Raw genomic sequence first — 16,449 nt, 5'->3', positions numbered from 1 at the left:
GGACATCGGTATCGCGCCGGTGTCCCCTGTCATGTGCGCGAGGGCCGATCGAGACCTTCCTGGAGCTCGCGGCTGTACTGAAGTTCGTAGCGCCTCAGGATCGGGTCGATGTCCTCGGTGGCGTCGGCCGCGAACGCGGTGAAGACACGCTCGTAGAAGTCGATGTCCTCGGCTCCGCGGGAGACCAGCCCGGTGTTGTAGACGTCGACGAGCAGGAGGTCGTTGTCGAAGAGCATGAAACTGTGCAGCGGAGGGATCTTGGTGATGGCATCGTCCGCGATGATCGCGATCGTGACGTTCGGCCGGGCCGCTTGCGTGCGGAGGTGGCTGATCTGCGCCAGCATCTCCGCGGGCAGTTGTTCCGGTGGGCACACGCGCTGACGCAGCGCGTTTTCGGTCAGCACGAAATGCAACCGTTTATCCGGCGTGGCCAGCATCTCCTGGCGCTTGAGCCGCGCGGAGACGGCGGCCAGGACGGGCTTGTCAATCGTCTGCTCGCGGGTCGTCCGGATCAGGCTCTGGAAGGCGAGCAGGACGGCCTTGGCATATCCGCTTGTCTGCAGCAGTCCGGGAATGATGGTCGGCGTGAACTCCCGCACCGTGACGGCGTTCGTCTCCCAGTCTCCGACCGCGTTCTGGCGAGTGGCCAGGTTGAGTGGTGCCGGCCGCCAGTCGGTGATCCGGTTCTGCGCCTCCGCTGAGCGCTGAGCCAGGTCCAGGGCCAACTCGTGGCTCGCACCCAGTGCGCGAGCGATCTTCTCGATGTCCCGGGGATCCGGTGCGGCCTGGCCGCGCTCGATGCGGGATATCTTCGGCTGGCTCATGCCCACGAGCGCGGCGAGTTCCGTGCCGGAGAGGCCGCGCTGTTTGCGCAGGCGGGCGAGGGTGACGCCGGGTGGCTCGTCAGGGGCGGGAGGTGCACTGTCGGTTGCAGACATGATGCTCCTCCCGCCGCTGTGTGCTGACTTCGCTTGATCAGGAAAGCTTACGGAGCGCCTCGGCTAACAGATGGGACGGGATCTCGACGAGCATCTCGCCCTCCGGCACGTCGATGCCGGTGGACGCGGTAGGAACGATGTATCCCTGGACGACGATGTTGCCCGGAGTGCCCTCGTAGACGGTTGGGCAGGAGCTGGTCCCGCACTGCGTGGCGGCCAGTACTCGCAGGGGACCACGAGGCAGCGCTTCGTCGGAAGCGGGGAAGAGTGCCTCACCGATGTTCTTAGTCACGGGTGTATACCTTCATTCATCCTACATGGATAATCAAGGTCGACACGCCATCATCTGCGACATCGCTGCGTGCCGCCTCGCTGATCATCTCGAACCTAGCAGTGTATTCGGGTTCATGTTCGTAGTCTGCATACCCCCTTACTTATTCACGGCCGGTGAATAACACTCAGAGTTGCCGAAGCAAATCGATGAGTAGGGGTGAGCTCATGATCATTTACTCGGTACCGGAACCGGTGCTGACGGCAGCGGCCCTGCCGTTGCCCGAACATCCGGCGCTGTACCTGGCCGTCGCCGGCTTCTGTCTGATCGCCGCGTTGAGGTCGCTGCGGCAGGCGCTGGAGCCGATCGGGGTGGTTGTCGAGACGGTGAAAGCGACGATCGTGGTCGCGTTCTCGATCAGTGTTGCGCTGATCTTCCTGCTGGCCGCCGCGCTCAGCGGCTGACTGCCCGACCCGGGGGAGACGATGTCGACGTTCGTGGCGTTCGTCGTGGTGGCGATCGTGGTGGTGTTCTTTCTGGTGGTGGAGCTGGTCGTCGCGACGATTCCGCTGCTGATCGTGGTCACGCTGGTGCCGCCGGGGGAGCGGCGCGAGCTGGCCGAGGTGCTGGCAGCCGCCGATCACGGGCGGCGCCTGCGGGTCTGGCCGGCGCTCCGGGCCGCCGTCGCCGCACGCAGACTGCACTGACTCGCGGGTGACTGCACGGCCGTCACCGCCCGCGGACCGCGCTGCTGTGCCGAAAGGGCCCGCGCGGTCCTGCGGAAATGGGATGCCTGCCGCTCACCGGCGCGGCTATCCTGCCCGGGACATGGACATCAGACGTACCAGCAAACGCATCTCATCGGTTCTCCGGCATCGGCCGGACAGCGTCGGCATCACCCTCGCTCCGGACGGATGGGTTCCCGTTCCGACGCTGCTCGCGGCCCTGCACCTCACCCGCGAGCAACTCGGCCGCGTCGTCGCCGAGAACGACAAGCAGCGGTTCACCATCGAGCGGACGCCGGACGGGGAGCGGATCCGCGCCAACCAGGGCCACTCCGTCACCGTCGACCTGGGCTATGAGCCGCAGGATCCGCCGGGCACGCTCTTCCACGGCACGGCCGACCGGAACCTCGCCGCGATCCGCGAACAGGGCCTGGTCAAGGGCCGCCGGCACCACGTGCACCTCTCCCCGGACCCGGACACCGCCCGCACGGTCGGCGGCCGCCACGTACGGCCGGTCGTGCTCACGATCGACGCGGGCCGGATGGCGCGCGACGGCCACACCTTCTTCCGCAGCGCGAACGGCGTCTGGCTGATCGACGCGGTCCCGCCGCAGTACGTTACCGGCTGAAGACCGCAGCGCAGCAAGCGATCACCGCTGCCTAGACTGTGTTGATGAGCGCCATATCCGCGGAGTTCACGGATCCCCGGATCGTGGCGTTGCACGACGCGCGGCACCCCCAGCCGCCGCAGCATCCGTTCTACGTCGACGTGGCGGCGCAGCTGCCGGCGGTGTCGGTCGCGGATGTCGGGACCGGCACCGGGCGGCTCGCGGCGGAGCTGGCCCGGCGCGGCCATCGGGTCACGGCGGTCGACCCCTCCCGCGCGATGCTGGACGTGGCCCGGCGGCATCCGATCGGCGCGCTGATCACCTGGATCCACGGTGACGCGCGCGATCTCCCGGCGGCCGCGTTCGAGCTGGTGGTGCTCTCCGGCGGCGTGGTCTCCGAGATCGTCGACGACCGGGAGCTGATCGCCACGTTCGCGGCGGCCCGGCGTGCGCTGCGGCCGGGTGGGCGGTTCGCGTTCGACGCCCGCCGGTTCGGGGCCCGGGACTGGACCACCTGGACGCGCGCCCGGTCGTACCAGGAGCTTCCCGCGGGTGCGGCCGCCTGGCGGGACAATCCACGCGTGTCCGGCGACCGGGTCCGCTACCGGGCCGGCTACCGGCTCGCGGACGGCACCGAGATCGAACTGGAGCGGGAGATCCGGTTGCGCTCCGACGCCTGGTACGCCAGCGTGCTCGAAGAAACCGGTTTCCGTGTCGACCCGACCGACGACGACGGGCCCGGCCTGGTGGTGCTCGCCACCGCCGGCCCGCCGCGCCGCGCCTCCGCGCTGCGCTTCGACCCCCGCCCGGACCGGCTGTGGGCCGTCGTCGACGACGGTGCCGGCCGCCCGGCCAGCGTCCCGATGCCGGACGACTCGCTGGAGATGATCGCCCGCCTGCGCCGGATGGGCGTCGCGCTCGACCAGATCGTCACGGCCGCGCAGGCCGCGGGCCTGGACTGGGACCCGGCCGGCGAGGTCCGCGCCCGCTCCGAGGCCGGCATGGACGAGTGGCGCCGCCGTGACCGTGAGGAACGCGAACGCCGCAAACAGGCCTTCCGTGACCGAATGGCCCCACCGGCCGCCTCCGCGTGACTCGGCGCCTCCCCGGACCGCGGCCCTGACACTCGCGCGATGAGTGGCCCGCCGCTCGTAACGCGAAGACCAAGATCCTGACCATGTTCCCGCCACCACGCCGGAAGCGGGAAATGGTCTGATCTTGTCTTTGAGGTGGTTACTTCGCGAGGCTGCGGGCGATGACCAGGCGTTGGATCTGGTTGGTGCCCTCGACGATCTGGAGGAGCTTGGCCTCGCGGAACCAGCGTTCGACCGGGTGGTCGGTGACGTAGCCGGCGCCGCCGAGGACCTGGACGGCGTCGGTGGTGACGCGCATGGCGGTGTCGGTGGCGAAGAGTTTGGCCTGGGCGGCCTCGATGCGGAACGGGAGGCCGGCGTCGCGGAGGCGGGCGGCGCTGTAGAGGAGCGCGCGGGAGGCGGCGATGCCGGTGGCGGCGTCCGCGAGCATGAAGCCGATGCCCTGGAAGTCGACGATGCGCGAGCCGAATTGCGTGCGTTCGCGAGCGTAGGCCACGGCGTAGTCGAGCGCGGCCTGGGCGAGTCCGACCGCGCAGGCGGCGATGCCGAGGCGGCCGGCGTCGAGCGCGGACATGGCGATGTGGAAGCCCTGGCCCTCGGCGCCGATCAGGCGGTCGGCGGGGACGTGCGCGTCCTCCAGCACCACCTGTGCGGGTGCGCCGGCGTGCAGGCCCATCAGGCGTTCGCGCGGCTGCGGCGTGAGGCCGGGGGTGGTGGCGTCGAGCAGCAGGCAGGAGATGCCGTCGCGGCCGGGGCCGCCGGTACGCGCGAAGACCGTGTAGAAGTCGGCGCTGCCCGCGTGCGTGATCCACGCCTTGGTGCCGTTGAGCACGTATCCGGAATCGTCCCGGTCGGCGCGGGTGGCGAGCGCGGCCGCGTCGGAGCCGCCGGCCGGTTCGGAGAGGCAGTACGCGCCGAGGCGTTCGCCGCCGATCAGATCCGGGACCAGCTTCTGGACCGTGTCGTCGCCGAACACGGCCGCGGGGTAGGCGGAGAGCGTGTGCACGCTGACCGCTTCGGCGACGGTCAGCCAGCGGTAGGCGAGGCGTTCCAGCACGCGCAGGTACACCTCGTACGGCTGGTCGGCGCCGCCGAGCGCGGCGGGGTAGGGGAGTCCGAGCAGGCCGGCGCGGCCGAGCGTCCGGACGATCTCCCGGGGGAACTCGCCGCGTGCCTCGTGGGCGGCGGCGGTCTCCGGGGTGAGTTCGCCTTCGGCGATCTCTTCGACGAGGCCGAGCAGGTCGCGGGCCTCATCCGAGGGCGGGATCCACATGCGGCTCAGGTTAACGCTCGTTAGGCGGTACGTGCGAGTAACGTCTGCAGACCATGGATTACGTGCGGCTCGGTGCCACCGGACTGAAGGTTTCCCGGATCTGTCTCGGCATGATGACCTACGGCTCGCCCACGTGGCGGGAGTGGGTGCTGGACGGCGACGCGGCCAAGCCGATCGTGCGCCGCGCGGTCGAGCTGGGCGTGACGTTCTTCGACACCGCGGACATGTATTCCCTGGGCGGCAGCGAGGAGGTCACCGGCCGGCTGCTGCGCGCGTTCTTCCACGGCCGGGAGGACTACGTGCTGGCCACGAAGGTCTTCCACGTGATGGGCGACGGGCCGAACGACCGTGGCCTGTCCCGCAAGCACATCATGTCCTCGATCGACGACTCGCTGCGGCGGCTCGGCACCGACTACGTGGATCTCTACCAGATCCACCGGTGGGACTACGACACGCCGATCGAGGAGACGATGGAGGCGCTGCACGACGTGGTGCGCGCCGGCAAGGCCCGCTACCTCGGCGCGTCCAGCATGTTCGCCTGGCAGTTCGCGAAGGCGCAGCACGTGGCGCAGCGCAACGGGTGGACGCCGTTCGTGTCGATGCAGCCGCAGTACAACCTGGTCTACCGCGAGGAGGAGCGGGAGATGCTGCCGTTCTGCGCGGACTCCGGCGTCGGCGTGATCCCGTGGAGCCCGCTCGCGCGCGGCCTGCTGACCGGGTCGCGGACCCGGGAGGGGTCGCACACCACGCGTGCGCGTACCGATGCGATCGCCCGTGATCTCTACACGGACGACGATCTCGCGGTGGCGGAGGAGGTGCGGCGGATCGCGGACGCGCGCGGTCTGCCCGCGGCGCAGGTGGCGCTGGCGTGGGTGCTGTCCCGGCCGGTGGTGACCGCGCCGATCGTGGGCGCGTCCAAGGTCGGGCACATCGAGGACGCGGTGTCGGCGGTGTCGGTGACGCTGTCCGACGAGGAGATCAAGGCACTCGAGGAGCCGTACCGGCCGCACGTGGTCACTGACCACTCGTAAGCTCAGCGTCACTGACCACTCGTGAATCCTGCGAAAGTCCCGGACAAACGCGAATAAAGCGACAAAATGAACCGGTGACCGGATCTCATCGCTCGCCGGGACGGCATCACCAGGTTCAGCCCGCGGGGAACGCGCGCTGGCGCTGGCTCGTCGGCATGGGGGCGGTGATCGCGCTCGGTGCGCTCGGCGTGCACCAGGTCATGGCGGACGAGTCGGACCCGGTGCCGCCGGTCGAGGAGTTCACCAGCCGGATCGCCGGGATGAGCACGCTCGACGCGCTCCCGGCCGGGCTGCCGAGCTGGGAGCCGCAGCGGAAGATCGCGCCGAACGGGTTGAAGGTCGCGGCGCAGGCGATGGGCGAGCAGTTCCTGCTGCACACGAAGTCGGGCGACAAGACCTTCCTGCCCGGGGTGAACCTGGGGTCGACGACGCCGGGCCACCAGCCGGGCGAGCTGGCGATCACGGCGGAGGACTACCGCGCGTGGTTCGCCGCCATGGACCACCTCGGCATCCGCGTCGTCCGGATCTACACGATCCACCCGCCCGCGTTCTACCAGGAATTGGCTGCACACAACCGCAAATATCCCGAAAAATCGCTCTATCTGGTGCAAGGCGTGTACCTGCCGGACGAGTCGTATGTGCAGAAGGGCGACCTGTACGACAACGCCGTGACCACCGCGTTCATCCGCGAGCTGAAGGACGCGTCCGCCGCGGTCTCCGGCACGCTCGACCGTGAGCCACAGCCCGGTCGCGCGTCGGGGGAGTGGAGCGCGGACGTGAGCCCTTGGCTGGCCGCCTGGATCATCGGCGTCGAGTGGGATCCGACCGGCACCCACGCCTCGGACGAGAAGAACAGGGACCGACCGGCCTTCGCGGGTACGTACTTCCGCAGCGAACCGGACGCCTCGCCGACCGAGCGCTGGCTGGCGACCCGGATGGACAACCTGGCGTCCGCCGAGGCCGCACGCGGCCGGAGCGCGCCGATCGCGTTCGTGAACTGGCCGACCACCGACCCGCTGCGGCATCCCGAGGAGCCGCTGCCGCAGGAGGACCTGGCCGGCGTGGACGCCAACAAGATCAAAGCCACAGAAGCCTGGCCAGGGGGTACGTTCGCGAGCTACCACGCGTACCCCTATTATCCGGATTTTCAGCGACATGACCCGTCGCTGCAGAAGGCCATCTTCAATGGACGCCCGGACCCCTACGCGGGCTATCTGACCGCGCTGCGCCGTCACCACGCGGGCATGCCGGTGATGGTCACGGAGTTCGGCGTGCCGTCCAGCCTCGGCACCGCGCACGCCGGCCCGCTCGGCCGCGGCCAGGGCGACCACAGCGAACGCGAGGCGATGGGCATCGACGCGGACCTGCTGCGCGTCATCCGCGGCACCGGGATGGCCGGCGGTTTCCTGTTCGGCTGGACCGACGAGTGGTTCAAGTTCACCTGGAACACGATCGCCCACCAGCTCCCCGCGGACCGCCGGCAGCTCTGGCACGACCCGCTCACCAACGAGCAGCACTTCGGCATCATCGCCACCGACGCGAGCGGCCCGCCCGAGGGCTGGCCGCAGCAGGTGCTCGACACGCCCGAGTCGTCGATCGCCACGCACGCGGTCGCCGCCGTCAACGAGTCCTACCTCGAACTGGGCTTCAAACTGGCGAAGCCGGCACCGAAGGCGCTCACGCTCGGCCTGGACGTGCTCCCGGACGTGGTCGGCCCGCCGCCGCCCGGCTCCACCGACGAGGGCGCGGACCTGGCCGTCCAGCTCGACCTGGAGCAGAAGACCGGCCAGGTGTGGGTCCGCGAGAAGCTCGACCCGATGCCGCTGGACTACCAACTCCCCGACGGTCTGCGCCCGGCCCCGGTCAACGGCTGGCAGCGCTACCAGCAGATCATCAACCGGGACCTGACCGTGCCGTCCAGCGGCCGCGAGCTGCCCGCCGAACTGTTCGACGCCGGCGCGATCGACGCGGGCGTCTGGGACCCGACCGCACAGAACGCGGACGACCGGAACCTCTGGCGGATCACCGACGACGGCACGCTGACCATGCGCATCCCGTGGGCGTTCGCCGGCTTCGCCGACCCCTCCTCGCTGCAGGTGCTGGTCCCGGACGGGAACGTGGCGACCACGCGTACCGCCACCGGCGTCCGCGTCCGGCTGGCAGCGGAGGGCAAGCTGGAGCCGCTCGACGAGGTCGCCTGGGAGCCGTGGAACCGCGTCTACTACACCGAGCGCCTCAAGGCGGGCGCGTCCGTGCTGCGCGACGCGCTCCTCGAGACCGGCGGCGGCGCGATGCCCGCCCCGTCGTCCTCGCCCGTCCCGTCCGTGACCGCCGCACCGGTCGGCGACAGTGTCGGGTAAGTTTTCCGATGTGGAAGAGATCGACCGGGCGATCGTGACGGCGCTGACCGCGGACGGGCGGCTGTCGTACACGGACCTCGCGGAACGCGTCGGCTTGTCGGTGTCGGCCGTGCACCAGCGCGTGCGCCGCCTCGAGCAGCGCGGCGTCATCAAGGGCTACACCGCCCGCGTCTCCTACGAGGCGCTGGACCTGCAGCTCACCGCGTTCGTGGCGATCCGCCCGTTCGACCCGTCCCAGCCGGACGACGCCCCGGACAAGCTCGCGCACCTGTCGGAGATCGAGAGCTGCTACTCCGTCGCCGGCGAGGACTTCTACATGCTGCTGGTCCGGGTGGCGAGCCCCGGCGAGCTGGAGCGCCTGCTCCAGCAGATCCGCACCGCCGCCAACGTGACCACTCGGACCACGGTGGTGCTCTCCACGCCGTACGAGGGCCGTCCCCCCGCCGTCAGCGCGAGTTCCACTCCAGAATGACCGGCCGGCCGTGCTCGAACCCGAGCCGGCACATCGTCGCCGTGTCCAGCCTCAGCCGCCCGCCCACGCGCACCGGCTCCTCGATCCACCGCGCCCCGACGACGCGCAGCGCATGCCCGTGCGCGACCAGGGCCACGTCGCCGTGCTCAAGGTGCTCCTTCGCCTTCGTCAGTACGCGGTCGATGCGCGCCCCGATCTGATCCGGCGTTTCGCCGCCGGGCACCCCGTCGTCCCACAGGTACCAGTCCGGCGCCGTCTCGTGGATCTCCTTTGTGGTGATCCCCTCGTAGTCCCCGTAGTCCCACTCGGCCAGATCATCGTCGATCGCGGTCACCCGCAGCCCGGCCAGCTTCGCCGTGCGCTGCGCCCGTCCCCGCGGACTGCACAGCACCGCCGCGAACTCCCGCCCCACCAGTTTCAGTCCGACCTCGCGCGCCTGCTGCTCCCCGTCCGCGGTCAGCTCGATATCGGTCCGCCCGGTGTGCCGCCCCGCCTTGCTCCACTCGGTCTGCCCATGCCGCACCAGCACGATCTCCGCCATGATCCCCAGTCAACCAGACGCCGCATCCGTCCCTTGTCGTCCCCGCGCCCGCCCGTCTCCCCTGCACGTCAGCCCGCGTCGCTCACGTCCGAAATTATTCCAGCCTCCTAGGATGCCCTGCCGGCCGTGCGCGACCTGACAGAGTCTCCACCATGTCGACGAACCGGAAGACCGTAGAGACCTACCTGGACGGCTTTCGCCGGAACGATCACGCGCAGATCCTCAGCTGCCTCACCGAGGACATCGAGTGGACCGTCTTCGGCCACTTTCACCTCAAGGGCAAAGCCGCCTACGACGAGGCGATCGAAGGCCCCGGCTGGCTGGGCCCACCCCAGCTCGACGTCGTCCGCATGGTCGAGCAGGACGACACCGTCATGGCCGAGCTCCGTGGCGTCGTCCCCACCCCCGACGGCACGGCGACCCTCTCCATGGCCGAGGTCTTCGTCATGCGCGACGGCCTGATCGCCGAGCGCCGCGCCTGGGTCATCCCTGTAAACTAGCTTCCTAGGAAGCCTTTACACGTGGTGCTCCGCACCACAAAGAGCTGAACAGGTGCCTCCGGCACCCACCCCCGAAGAACGGACCTTTGTTTGGACGTGCGCGAGATTGGAGACCCTGAGGACAACAGCGCACAACCGGAGGTTGAGACATGAGCATCACCGACAAGATTCGGAACAAGGTCGATGAGCTGAAGGGCGAGACCAAGGAGCGCTACGGGGACGCGACCGACAACGAGCGTGTGCAGGCCGAAGGCGCCGCCGAGGCGACCGAGGCCCGCGCCCGCCAGGCCGGCGAGCACGTCAAGGACGCGGCCCACGACGTCGGCGACGCCTTCCGCGGTCACCGCTGACGCATAAGGACCGATAGAGCGACGGAGGGGCCCGGACAGGTGAGTCCGGGCCCCTCGCCGTGCGTGAAGCGTCGTATCCTCTGCGCCATGTCCAGCCGTCCGATGTCCCGTGACCGTTATCCGGAGCGTGTGCAGCGCGTGCGGGATCTGGCGGCCGCCGGTGATGATCGTCGGCTGGCGGAGGAGCTGGTCGATCTGGCCGGCGCGAACGATGACGTGTGGCGGCATGACGGGGCGACCGTGCGTACCGTCGTGTGGCGGTTGTCGCCTGCCCGCCGGCACGCGCTGATCCTGGACGCGGCGGATCGCGCGCCGATCCACACCCTGGTCGGTCTGCTGGGCTGGCTCGGTTACGGCCTGGAGGCGGACGCCCTGTCGTGGCGTGCCGGCCTGATCCTGATCGAGGCGGCGTCCGCGCGCCCGACCGGTTTCGTGGACGATCTGGCCGTGCTGGCGCAGGTGGCCATGCGGGAGACCGGTGTGGTTCCGCCCGGTCTGGTGGCGGTGATGCGGCGTACGCAGCGGTGGCTCGGCACGGATGCGACCTCGCTGGAGTCCTGGCTGGCCTCGGAGCAGTGCCTCAACGCCGGTGAGGTCTGGGCGGAGGCGGCGAACGCGGAGTGTCCCGACAGTCGTCTGCTCGCGCTGGCGCTGGAGGTGTCCACCCCGCAGCCGAAGATCAAGTGGTCGCGGCGGGCCGTGGCGCTGGTGGAGGAGCTGGGTGTGCCGTGGTGCCGGAAGCTGATCCACCGGTGGTGTGCGCTGGTTCCGGCGGGCCGGACGATCGTGTTGCGGCGGGTGGCGGACGAGCCGGACGTGAACGAGGCGCTGGATCCGTACAACGCGCAGGCTCTTCGGGGTCTGCTGTTCGTGCTGTCCGTGTTGCCGGCCGATGAGGAGGATGTGCCGGTGGCGGGCGCGCTGGGGGAGTACGCGGCGCAGAAGGTGCCGGGTCACGGCCCGCGGAGTCAGGTGGTGGCGTACGCGGCGGTGCACGCGTTGGAGTCGTTCGGTTCGGTGGGTGCGTTGCGGGAGTTGGAGCGGTTGCGGGCGCTGGGTCCGGCGCGTGGTGTGGCGGGCCGGTTGGATGCGGCGATCATGCGGCGCCGGGTGGCGTTGCGCTGATGGGCTCCGGCATGATCAAGTCGTGCTGGCGACGTGAGGGACGCCCTGATCACCGCTGGGGTAGCAGGTGTCGACGATGCGTGCCGCGATGTCCGGCCCGCTCCAGAGTCGCTCGAGCCAGGGTCCCGCGAACAGTCCGACGAGGGTGGGCGTCCCGTCTGCTTCCGTGGCGTCGAGCCATTCACTGATCGACCCCTCTTCCGGCCCATAAATCCGGAAATATGGGGCCGGATCAGGCCAGAAGCGCGTGTCGCTCCGGAGGATGATCTTCTCGACGCGGCCGGCCCCGAGGTGTGCGAGCGCCGCTTGGTGCGGCGCGGGAAGCGCCGGCGTGAACGTGATGTCGCGCAGCGGGCCGAGCGGCACGGTCACGATCGCCGCGTCCGCCCGCAGCTCTCCGTTGATCACCACGCCGTCCGCGTCGGCCCGGATGTCCCGCACCGGCGAGCTCAGCGACACGGCCACGCCGTCCGCGAGATGGTCCACGAGCCGCTGGTAACTTCCGACGATCCACCGATCGCCCTCGCCGACGCCGGGTTCGAATCCGTACCGCGCGCTCATCCAGTCCAGCGATGCCCCGGAGTCGATCGTGATGGCCGTGTCGACGACGCGTCGCAGGTGCTTGGAGACGCCGCCCGGCCAGGCGTCGAGCACGTCGGTGATGGACGAGTGCGTTTCCGCTGCCGCCAGCCGTGATCGAAGTTCGTCCTCAAGGTCAAGATCAAGAGATTCGAACTCCGTGGGTACGACTCGGAGCTCCAGTTTGTCCGCCAGTCTGCCGAGCACGTTGTCGTCGTACTGCTGCAGCCAGTTCGCCCCGAGATCGAAGACGAACCCGCCGACCTCGACCCCGGTGGTGCGCCCGCCGACCCGGTCCCGCGCCTCCAGCACCCGCACCTCGGCCCCGTGCGCGCGCAGTTGCTGCGCCGCGGCGAGCCCGGCCATCCCGGCGCCGACCACGATCACGTCCCGGTGCCCGGCGGTCCAGGCCCAGTCCGCCGCCGCGATCCCGGTCTCGTAGGCCCCGTGCGTCATCCCGGCTCGTGCCGGATGCGTGGCTTCCCCCGCGATCCGTAGCCGTCCGCCGATCGGGGTTCCCAGTGCGGTCCGGTCGTCCGGGCTGCCGTGCCGTCCGATCAGGCTCCAGGATCCCTGTGCCCAGGGGTCGTCGCCCCAGTTCGAGGCCGTGCTCGCGATGATCGGCATGGGCGGGGAGGGTATCAGCGTCCTGCCCAGTAGGCGCGGCCTTTTTCCGGGAGGGTGTCGATCGGGTCGTAGTAGGGGTGGAGGGTGTCGAGTTCTTCGTCGTCGAGCGGGGTGCGGTAGTTCTTGCTCCACAGGGTGATGCCGCGTTCCCTGTCGTAGTCGGTGACCATGTGGACCCAGCGTTTGCCGACGTAGGGGACGTCGCAGACGATGCGTGGCGTGGCGTATCCCGGGAGGTAGCCCATGATGTCGTGCTGCAGGGCCTGTGCGCGGTGGACCGGGAGTCGCCAGTGTTCGGCGCCGGGGATCATGTCGCACAGGTAGAAGTAATAGGGCAGGATGCCGGCCTCGCCCTGGAGTGCGAAGCAGAGGTCGAGCAGGTCCGTGGTGGTGTCGTTGACGCCGCGCAGGAGGACGCCCTGGTTGCGGACGTCGCGGACGCCGACGGCGAGTGCGGTCCTGGCGGCGCGGGCGACGAGTGGTGTGAGGGTCTGGGCGTGGTTGACGTGGGTGTGGAGTGCGAGGTTGACGCCGCGGCGGGCTGCGGTGCCGGCGACGCGTTCGAGTCCTTCGACGATGTCCGGCTGGAGCCAGTGCTGGGGGAGTGCGGCGAGGGCTTTGGTGGCGAGTCGGACGTCGCGGACGGTGTCGAGGTCGAGCAGTCGCATGAGGTAGGACTCGAGTTGCCGCCAGGGCACGTTGGCGATGTCGCCGCCGGACACGACGACGTCGCGTACCTCGGGGTGGGCGCGCAGGTAGTCGAGGTGGGCCTGGTGCCGGTCGACGGGTTTGAGCGCGAGTTTGAGCTTGGTGACCGCGGGTGTGCTGTTCCCGACGAGGTCCATGCGGGTGCAGTGCCCGCAGTACTGGGGGCAGGTGGGTGTGAGTTCGGCGAGCACTTTGGTGGGGTAGCGGTGGGTGAGTCCTTCGGCGACCCACATGTCGTGTTCGTGGAGTGAGTCGCGGCGGGCCATGGGGTGTGACGGGTGGTCGGTGCGGCGGTCGCTGTGGATCGGGATCATGTAGCGGCGGATCGGGTCGGCGCGGAACGCGTCGACCCGCATGGTGTTGAGCATCTGTGGCGGGATCAGCATGGACATGGTGGCGTTGCGGGTCTGGTCGGTCGCGAGGTCGTCGTAGAAGGCGTCGTCGGCGAGCGTGCCGAGGACGTCGCGGAGTTGCCGGATGTTCTTGATGCAGTGGGCGCGCTGCCATTGGGCGGATTCCCATTCGTCGCGGGTGACGTGGCGCCAGCCGGGGAAGCGGGTCCAGTCGGGTTCGGTGAGGGTGTGGCGGCCGTAGGTGTACGGCTGCCGGGTGAGGGTTTGCGTCACAACGGCCTCCCGCAAAGAATTTTCCTCAGTTGACCGCAGATTACTGGAAATCCTCCTGTGCAGTGAATATTCTGCCGTAAGTTTTACGTGAGGGAGGCGGGGATGGGAATCGGTCTGGACCGGGTGGTCTCGCCGCCGGGCGTGCTGCCTCAGGCGGCCTGGCGCCTGGACCCCGACCCGAGGATCAGCCCCGCGGAGACGCGGGTGCGCGTGGAGCGCCTGAACCTGGACGCCGCGAGTTTCCGGCAGTTGCGTACCGCGCACGGTGACGGCATCCGCGACGAGGTGCTGCGGATCGTGGCCGCGCGCGGCAAGATGCAGAACCCGGTGACCGGCTCCGGCGGGATGCTGGTCGGTGTGGTCGACGAGGTGGGTCCCGAGGCGACGCACGGCCTGAAGGCGGGCGACCGGATCGCGACGCTGGTCAGCCTCACGCTCACGCCGCTCGCGATCACGGACGGCCTGCGCCGCTGGGACGGCCGTTCCGAGCAGGTCCCGTGCGAGGGCCACGCGATCCTGCACGGCCGCACCATCGCCGCCGCGCTCCCCGGCGACCTGGACACCTCGCTCGCCCTGGCGGTGATGGACGTGTGCGGTGCGCCCGCGCTCACCGCCCGCCTCGTCGCTCAGCACCCGGGCTGCACCGTGGCGGTCGTCGGCGCCTCCGGCAAGTCCGGATCGTTGTCGCTGGCAGCGGCAGAAGGCGCTGGTCGTACCGTCGGCGTCTGCCCTGATGATGTCGAGGCCGCCCGTCTGCGGGAGGCCGGCCTCGCGGACGAGGTCGTGGTCGCCGACGCCCGTGACCCGGTCGCCATGGCGAGGGCGGTGCAGGCGGACATCACGGTCGTCTGTGTGGACGTGCCCGGCTGCGAGCACGGCGCGATCCTGGCGACCCGTCCCGGCGGTACCGTCGTGTTCTTCTCGATGGCCACCGACTTCGCCGCGGCCGCGCTCGGCGCGGAGGGCCTGGCCGCGGACGTGACGCTGCTGATCGGGAACGGTTTCGTGCCCGGTCACGCGGAGCTGGCGCTGGGCCTGGTGCGTGCTGTTCCGGCCCTGCGGGACCTGCTGCGTGCGCGGATCCGGGCAGACTGAGTCCCATGACTGACGACGTGCTCTACCGTGGCGGGACCGTCCACTCCGCCGCCGCGCCCGGGGCCACCGCGCTGCTGGTCTCCGGTGGCCGGATCACCTGGCTCGGCGCCGCCGCGGACGCGCCCGCGGCGGGCAGGACCGTCGACCTGGACGGTGGTCTGGTGACGCCCGCGTTCGTGGACGCGCACGTGCACGCCACGTCGACCGGCCTGAACCTCGGTGGCCTGGACCTGACCGCGACCCGCTCCGCCGGGGACGTGCTGGCCGCGGTCGAGGACGCGGCGAAGGGCCTGCCCGCCGACGGTGTGCTGCTCGGTCACGGCTGGGACGAGTCCACCTGGGAGTCCCCGGTGCTGCCCGGCGCGGACGAGATCGCGGTCGCGGCCGGTGGGCGGCGCGTCTACCTGTCGCAGGTGTCCGTGCACTCGGCGCTGGTGTCGTCGCCGTTGCTGCACGCGTCGCCGACGATCGCGGCCGCGGCCGGGTTCGACTCCTCCGGCTGGCTGCGCGTCGACGCCCACCACGTGGTGCGGGACCTCGCGCTCGCGTCGGTGAGCCCGGCGCAGCGGCGGCAGGCGCAGAAGACCGCGCTCGTGCATGCGGGTGCGCTGGGGATCGGTGCGGTGCACGAGTGCGGCGGCCCGCGGATCTCCAGCGAGGACGACTTCGCCGAGGTCCTGGCCGCGGGTGGCCCGGAGCGCGGGCATCCGGAGGTGTTCGGCTACTGGGGTGAGCTGGGCGCGGCCGCGAAGGCGCGTGAGCTGGGGGCGGTCGGTGCCGGTGGGGATCTGTTCGCGGACGGTGCGCTCGGCTCCCGGACCGCGTTCCTGGGGCACGACTACGCGGACGAGCCCGGTAGTCGCGGGCACGGCTATCTGACCGTCGCGCAGGTCCGTGATCACCTGTTGGACTGTCACGCGCACGGGGTGCAGGGCGGGTTCCACGCGATCGGGGATGCCGCGAGCGCCACGGTCCTGGCGGGGATCGGCGAGGTCGCGGCGCGGCTGGGTGTGGAGGTGGTGCGGGCGGCGAGGCACCGCATCGAGCATGCGGAGCTGCTGGACCGCACGCTGATCGCGCGGATGGTCGAGTCCGGGGTGGTCGCGTCGGTGCAGCCGGCGTTCGACCGGTTGTGGGGCGGCGCGCGGCTGATGTACGCGGCGCGGCTGGGTGTGGAGCGGGCGGCGGCGTCGAATCCGTTCTCGGCGCTGTACCGGGTGGGGGTGCCGATGGCGTTCGGTTCGGATGCGCCGGTGACGCCGCTGGACCCGTGGGGTGCGGTCCGGGCGGCGGTCGGCCATCACACGCCGTCGAGCCGGATGAGCGTGCAGGCCGCGTTCGCCGCGCATACCCGTGGTGGCTGGCGGGCGTTGCCGGGGACGGTGGCCGGGGGTGCTTTGGAGCCGGGTGCGCCGGCCACGTTCGCGGTGTGGGACCGGGTGGCCGACGTGGCCGCGGCGGCGGAGGTGACGCCGGTGTGCCGGCGCACGGTGGTGCACGGAGTGACGATCCACGAGGGATGAGGGG

General features: G+C 70.3%; 18 protein-coding genes. 12 read left to right on the top strand and 6 right to left on the bottom strand.

Features of this window, described 5'->3' with window-relative positions; all coding sequences use genetic code 11:
- Positions 1 to 29: 29 nt before the first annotated feature.
- Complete coding sequence (locus tag OP04_RS50445) at positions 30 to 938, bottom strand: helix-turn-helix domain-containing protein (protein WP_085067001.1); 909 nt, start codon at positions 936 to 938, stop codon at positions 30 to 32.
- Positions 939 to 975: 37 nt separating this feature from the next.
- Complete coding sequence (locus OP04_RS34620; protein ID WP_232323848.1) at positions 976 to 1,230, bottom strand: hypothetical protein; 255 nt, start codon at positions 1,228 to 1,230, stop codon at positions 976 to 978.
- A 206-nt stretch (positions 1,231 to 1,436) separates the two neighbouring features.
- Between OP04_RS34620 and OP04_RS34615 the strand changes: the two genes are divergently transcribed.
- From OP04_RS34615 to OP04_RS50440, 4 genes are all read left to right on the top strand, one after another.
- The gene (locus OP04_RS34615; protein ID WP_033344151.1) at positions 1,437 to 1,673 is read left to right on the top strand and encodes a hypothetical protein; all 237 of its coding nucleotides are present in this window, start codon (positions 1,437 to 1,439) and stop codon (positions 1,671 to 1,673) included.
- Positions 1,674 to 1,694: 21 nt separating this feature from the next.
- Positions 1,695 to 1,916: a hypothetical protein gene (locus OP04_RS34610; protein ID WP_033344150.1), complete on the top strand. Its 222-nt coding sequence runs from the start codon at positions 1,695 to 1,697 to the stop codon at positions 1,914 to 1,916.
- A gap of 121 nt (positions 1,917 to 2,037) precedes the next feature.
- Positions 2,038 to 2,562: an RNA 2'-phosphotransferase gene (locus OP04_RS34605; RefSeq protein ID WP_033344149.1), complete on the top strand. Its 525-nt coding sequence runs from the start codon at positions 2,038 to 2,040 to the stop codon at positions 2,560 to 2,562.
- Positions 2,563 to 2,606: 44 nt separating this feature from the next.
- Positions 2,607 to 3,635: a class I SAM-dependent methyltransferase gene (locus OP04_RS50440; protein WP_051799537.1), complete on the top strand. Its 1,029-nt coding sequence runs from the start codon at positions 2,607 to 2,609 to the stop codon at positions 3,633 to 3,635.
- Positions 3,636 to 3,774: 139 nt separating this feature from the next.
- On the opposite strand, the gene OP04_RS34595 is transcribed toward OP04_RS50440, so the two are convergent.
- Positions 3,775 to 4,908, bottom strand: coding sequence for an acyl-CoA dehydrogenase family protein (locus OP04_RS34595; protein ID WP_033344148.1), 1,134 nt, complete (start codon positions 4,906 to 4,908; stop codon positions 3,775 to 3,777).
- A 53-nt stretch (positions 4,909 to 4,961) separates the two neighbouring features.
- Here OP04_RS34595 and OP04_RS34590 point away from each other — a divergent pair, with 53 nt between their 5' ends.
- The 3 genes from OP04_RS34590 to OP04_RS34580 all read left to right on the top strand — a co-directional run bounded on the left by OP04_RS34590 (position 4,962) and on the right by OP04_RS34580 (position 8,771).
- Positions 4,962 to 5,939 carry an aldo/keto reductase gene (locus OP04_RS34590; protein WP_033344147.1) on the top strand — a complete coding sequence of 326 codons (978 nt, stop codon included), beginning with the start codon at positions 4,962 to 4,964 and terminating at the stop codon, positions 5,937 to 5,939.
- A 74-nt stretch (positions 5,940 to 6,013) separates the two neighbouring features.
- The gene (locus OP04_RS34585; protein ID WP_157240785.1) at positions 6,014 to 8,299 is read left to right on the top strand and encodes a hypothetical protein; all 2,286 of its coding nucleotides are present in this window, start codon (positions 6,014 to 6,016) and stop codon (positions 8,297 to 8,299) included.
- Positions 8,300 to 8,309: 10 nt separating this feature from the next.
- On the top strand, positions 8,310 to 8,771 hold the full coding sequence (locus OP04_RS34580) for an Lrp/AsnC family transcriptional regulator (protein WP_033344146.1): 462 nt from the start codon (positions 8,310 to 8,312) through the stop codon (positions 8,769 to 8,771).
- On the opposite strand, the gene OP04_RS34575 is transcribed toward OP04_RS34580, so the two are convergent.
- Positions 8,746 to 9,312 (bottom strand): histidine phosphatase family protein, encoded by a 567-nt coding sequence (locus tag OP04_RS34575; protein ID WP_033344145.1) that lies wholly within the window; start codon positions 9,310 to 9,312, stop codon positions 8,746 to 8,748. The genes OP04_RS34580 and OP04_RS34575 overlap by 26 nt on opposite strands.
- Positions 9,313 to 9,464: 152 nt before the next feature.
- Between OP04_RS34575 and OP04_RS34570 the strand changes: the two genes are divergently transcribed.
- The 3 genes from OP04_RS34570 (at position 9,465) to OP04_RS34560 (ending at position 11,287) form a co-directional block, all read left to right on the top strand.
- On the top strand, positions 9,465 to 9,812 hold the full coding sequence (locus OP04_RS34570) for a nuclear transport factor 2 family protein (protein WP_033344144.1): 348 nt from the start codon (positions 9,465 to 9,467) through the stop codon (positions 9,810 to 9,812).
- A 149-nt stretch (positions 9,813 to 9,961) separates the two neighbouring features.
- Positions 9,962 to 10,162: a CsbD family protein gene (locus OP04_RS34565; RefSeq protein ID WP_033344143.1), complete on the top strand. Its 201-nt coding sequence runs from the start codon at positions 9,962 to 9,964 to the stop codon at positions 10,160 to 10,162.
- Between the two features lie 87 nt (positions 10,163 to 10,249).
- Positions 10,250 to 11,287 carry a hypothetical protein gene (locus OP04_RS34560; RefSeq protein WP_157240783.1) on the top strand — a complete coding sequence of 346 codons (1,038 nt, stop codon included), beginning with the start codon at positions 10,250 to 10,252 and terminating at the stop codon, positions 11,285 to 11,287.
- Between the two features lie 15 nt (positions 11,288 to 11,302).
- On the opposite strand, the gene OP04_RS34555 is transcribed toward OP04_RS34560, so the two are convergent.
- Positions 11,303 to 12,493, bottom strand: a complete 1,191-nt coding sequence (locus OP04_RS34555; protein ID WP_063746738.1) for a flavin monoamine oxidase family protein — start codon at positions 12,491 to 12,493, stop codon at positions 11,303 to 11,305.
- 14 nt (positions 12,494 to 12,507) lie between these two features.
- Entirely contained in the window at positions 12,508 to 13,866 is a 1,359-nt protein-coding gene (locus tag OP04_RS34550; RefSeq protein WP_051799579.1) for a KamA family radical SAM protein, read from the bottom strand.
- 63 nt (positions 13,867 to 13,929) lie between these two features.
- Here OP04_RS34550 and kdd point away from each other — a divergent pair, with 63 nt between their 5' ends.
- Positions 13,930 to 14,922, top strand: coding sequence for an L-erythro-3,5-diaminohexanoate dehydrogenase (gene kdd, locus OP04_RS34545; RefSeq protein WP_033344140.1), 993 nt, complete (start codon positions 13,930 to 13,932; stop codon positions 14,920 to 14,922).
- Positions 14,923 to 14,927: 5 nt separating this feature from the next.
- Positions 14,928 to 16,445, top strand: a complete 1,518-nt coding sequence (locus OP04_RS34540) for an amidohydrolase (RefSeq protein WP_033344139.1) — start codon at positions 14,928 to 14,930, stop codon at positions 16,443 to 16,445.
- Positions 16,446 to 16,449 lie beyond the last annotated feature (4 nt).

The organism is Catenuloplanes japonicus, assembly GCF_000717135.1.
GTDB lineage: Bacteria > Actinomycetota > Actinomycetes > Mycobacteriales > Micromonosporaceae > Catenuloplanes > Catenuloplanes japonicus.
Note: the sequence above shows the minus strand (reverse complement) of the source record. Positions and strands in the feature narration are given on the sequence as shown.

Excerpts from the sequence above, each read along its gene's own strand:
- OP04_RS34540 (WP_033344139.1), top strand. The coding sequence starts at position 14,928 with ATGACTGACGACGTGCTCTACCGTGGCGGGACCGTCCACTCCGCCGCC.
- OP04_RS34595 (WP_033344148.1), bottom strand. The coding sequence starts at position 4,908 with ATGTGGATCCCGCCCTCGGATGAGGCCCGCGACCTGCTCGGCCTCGTC.
- OP04_RS34590 (WP_033344147.1), top strand. The coding sequence starts at position 4,962 with ATGGATTACGTGCGGCTCGGTGCCACCGGACTGAAGGTTTCCCGGATC.
- kdd (WP_033344140.1), top strand. The coding sequence starts at position 13,930 with ATGGGAATCGGTCTGGACCGGGTGGTCTCGCCGCCGGGCGTGCTGCCT.
- OP04_RS50440 (WP_051799537.1), top strand. The coding sequence starts at position 2,607 with ATGAGCGCCATATCCGCGGAGTTCACGGATCCCCGGATCGTGGCGTTG.
- OP04_RS34610 (WP_033344150.1), top strand. The coding sequence starts at position 1,695 with ATGTCGACGTTCGTGGCGTTCGTCGTGGTGGCGATCGTGGTGGTGTTC.
- OP04_RS34565 (WP_033344143.1), top strand. The coding sequence starts at position 9,962 with ATGAGCATCACCGACAAGATTCGGAACAAGGTCGATGAGCTGAAGGGC.
- OP04_RS34605 (WP_033344149.1), top strand. The coding sequence starts at position 2,038 with ATGGACATCAGACGTACCAGCAAACGCATCTCATCGGTTCTCCGGCAT.
- OP04_RS34555 (WP_063746738.1), bottom strand. The coding sequence starts at position 12,493 with ATGCCGATCATCGCGAGCACGGCCTCGAACTGGGGCGACGACCCCTGG.
- OP04_RS34575 (WP_033344145.1), bottom strand. The coding sequence starts at position 9,312 with ATGGCGGAGATCGTGCTGGTGCGGCATGGGCAGACCGAGTGGAGCAAG.
- OP04_RS34570 (WP_033344144.1), top strand. The coding sequence starts at position 9,465 with ATGTCGACGAACCGGAAGACCGTAGAGACCTACCTGGACGGCTTTCGC.
- OP04_RS34560 (WP_157240783.1), top strand. The coding sequence starts at position 10,250 with ATGTCCAGCCGTCCGATGTCCCGTGACCGTTATCCGGAGCGTGTGCAG.
- OP04_RS34615 (WP_033344151.1), top strand. The coding sequence starts at position 1,437 with ATGATCATTTACTCGGTACCGGAACCGGTGCTGACGGCAGCGGCCCTG.
- OP04_RS50445 (WP_085067001.1), bottom strand. The coding sequence starts at position 938 with ATGTCTGCAACCGACAGTGCACCTCCCGCCCCTGACGAGCCACCCGGC.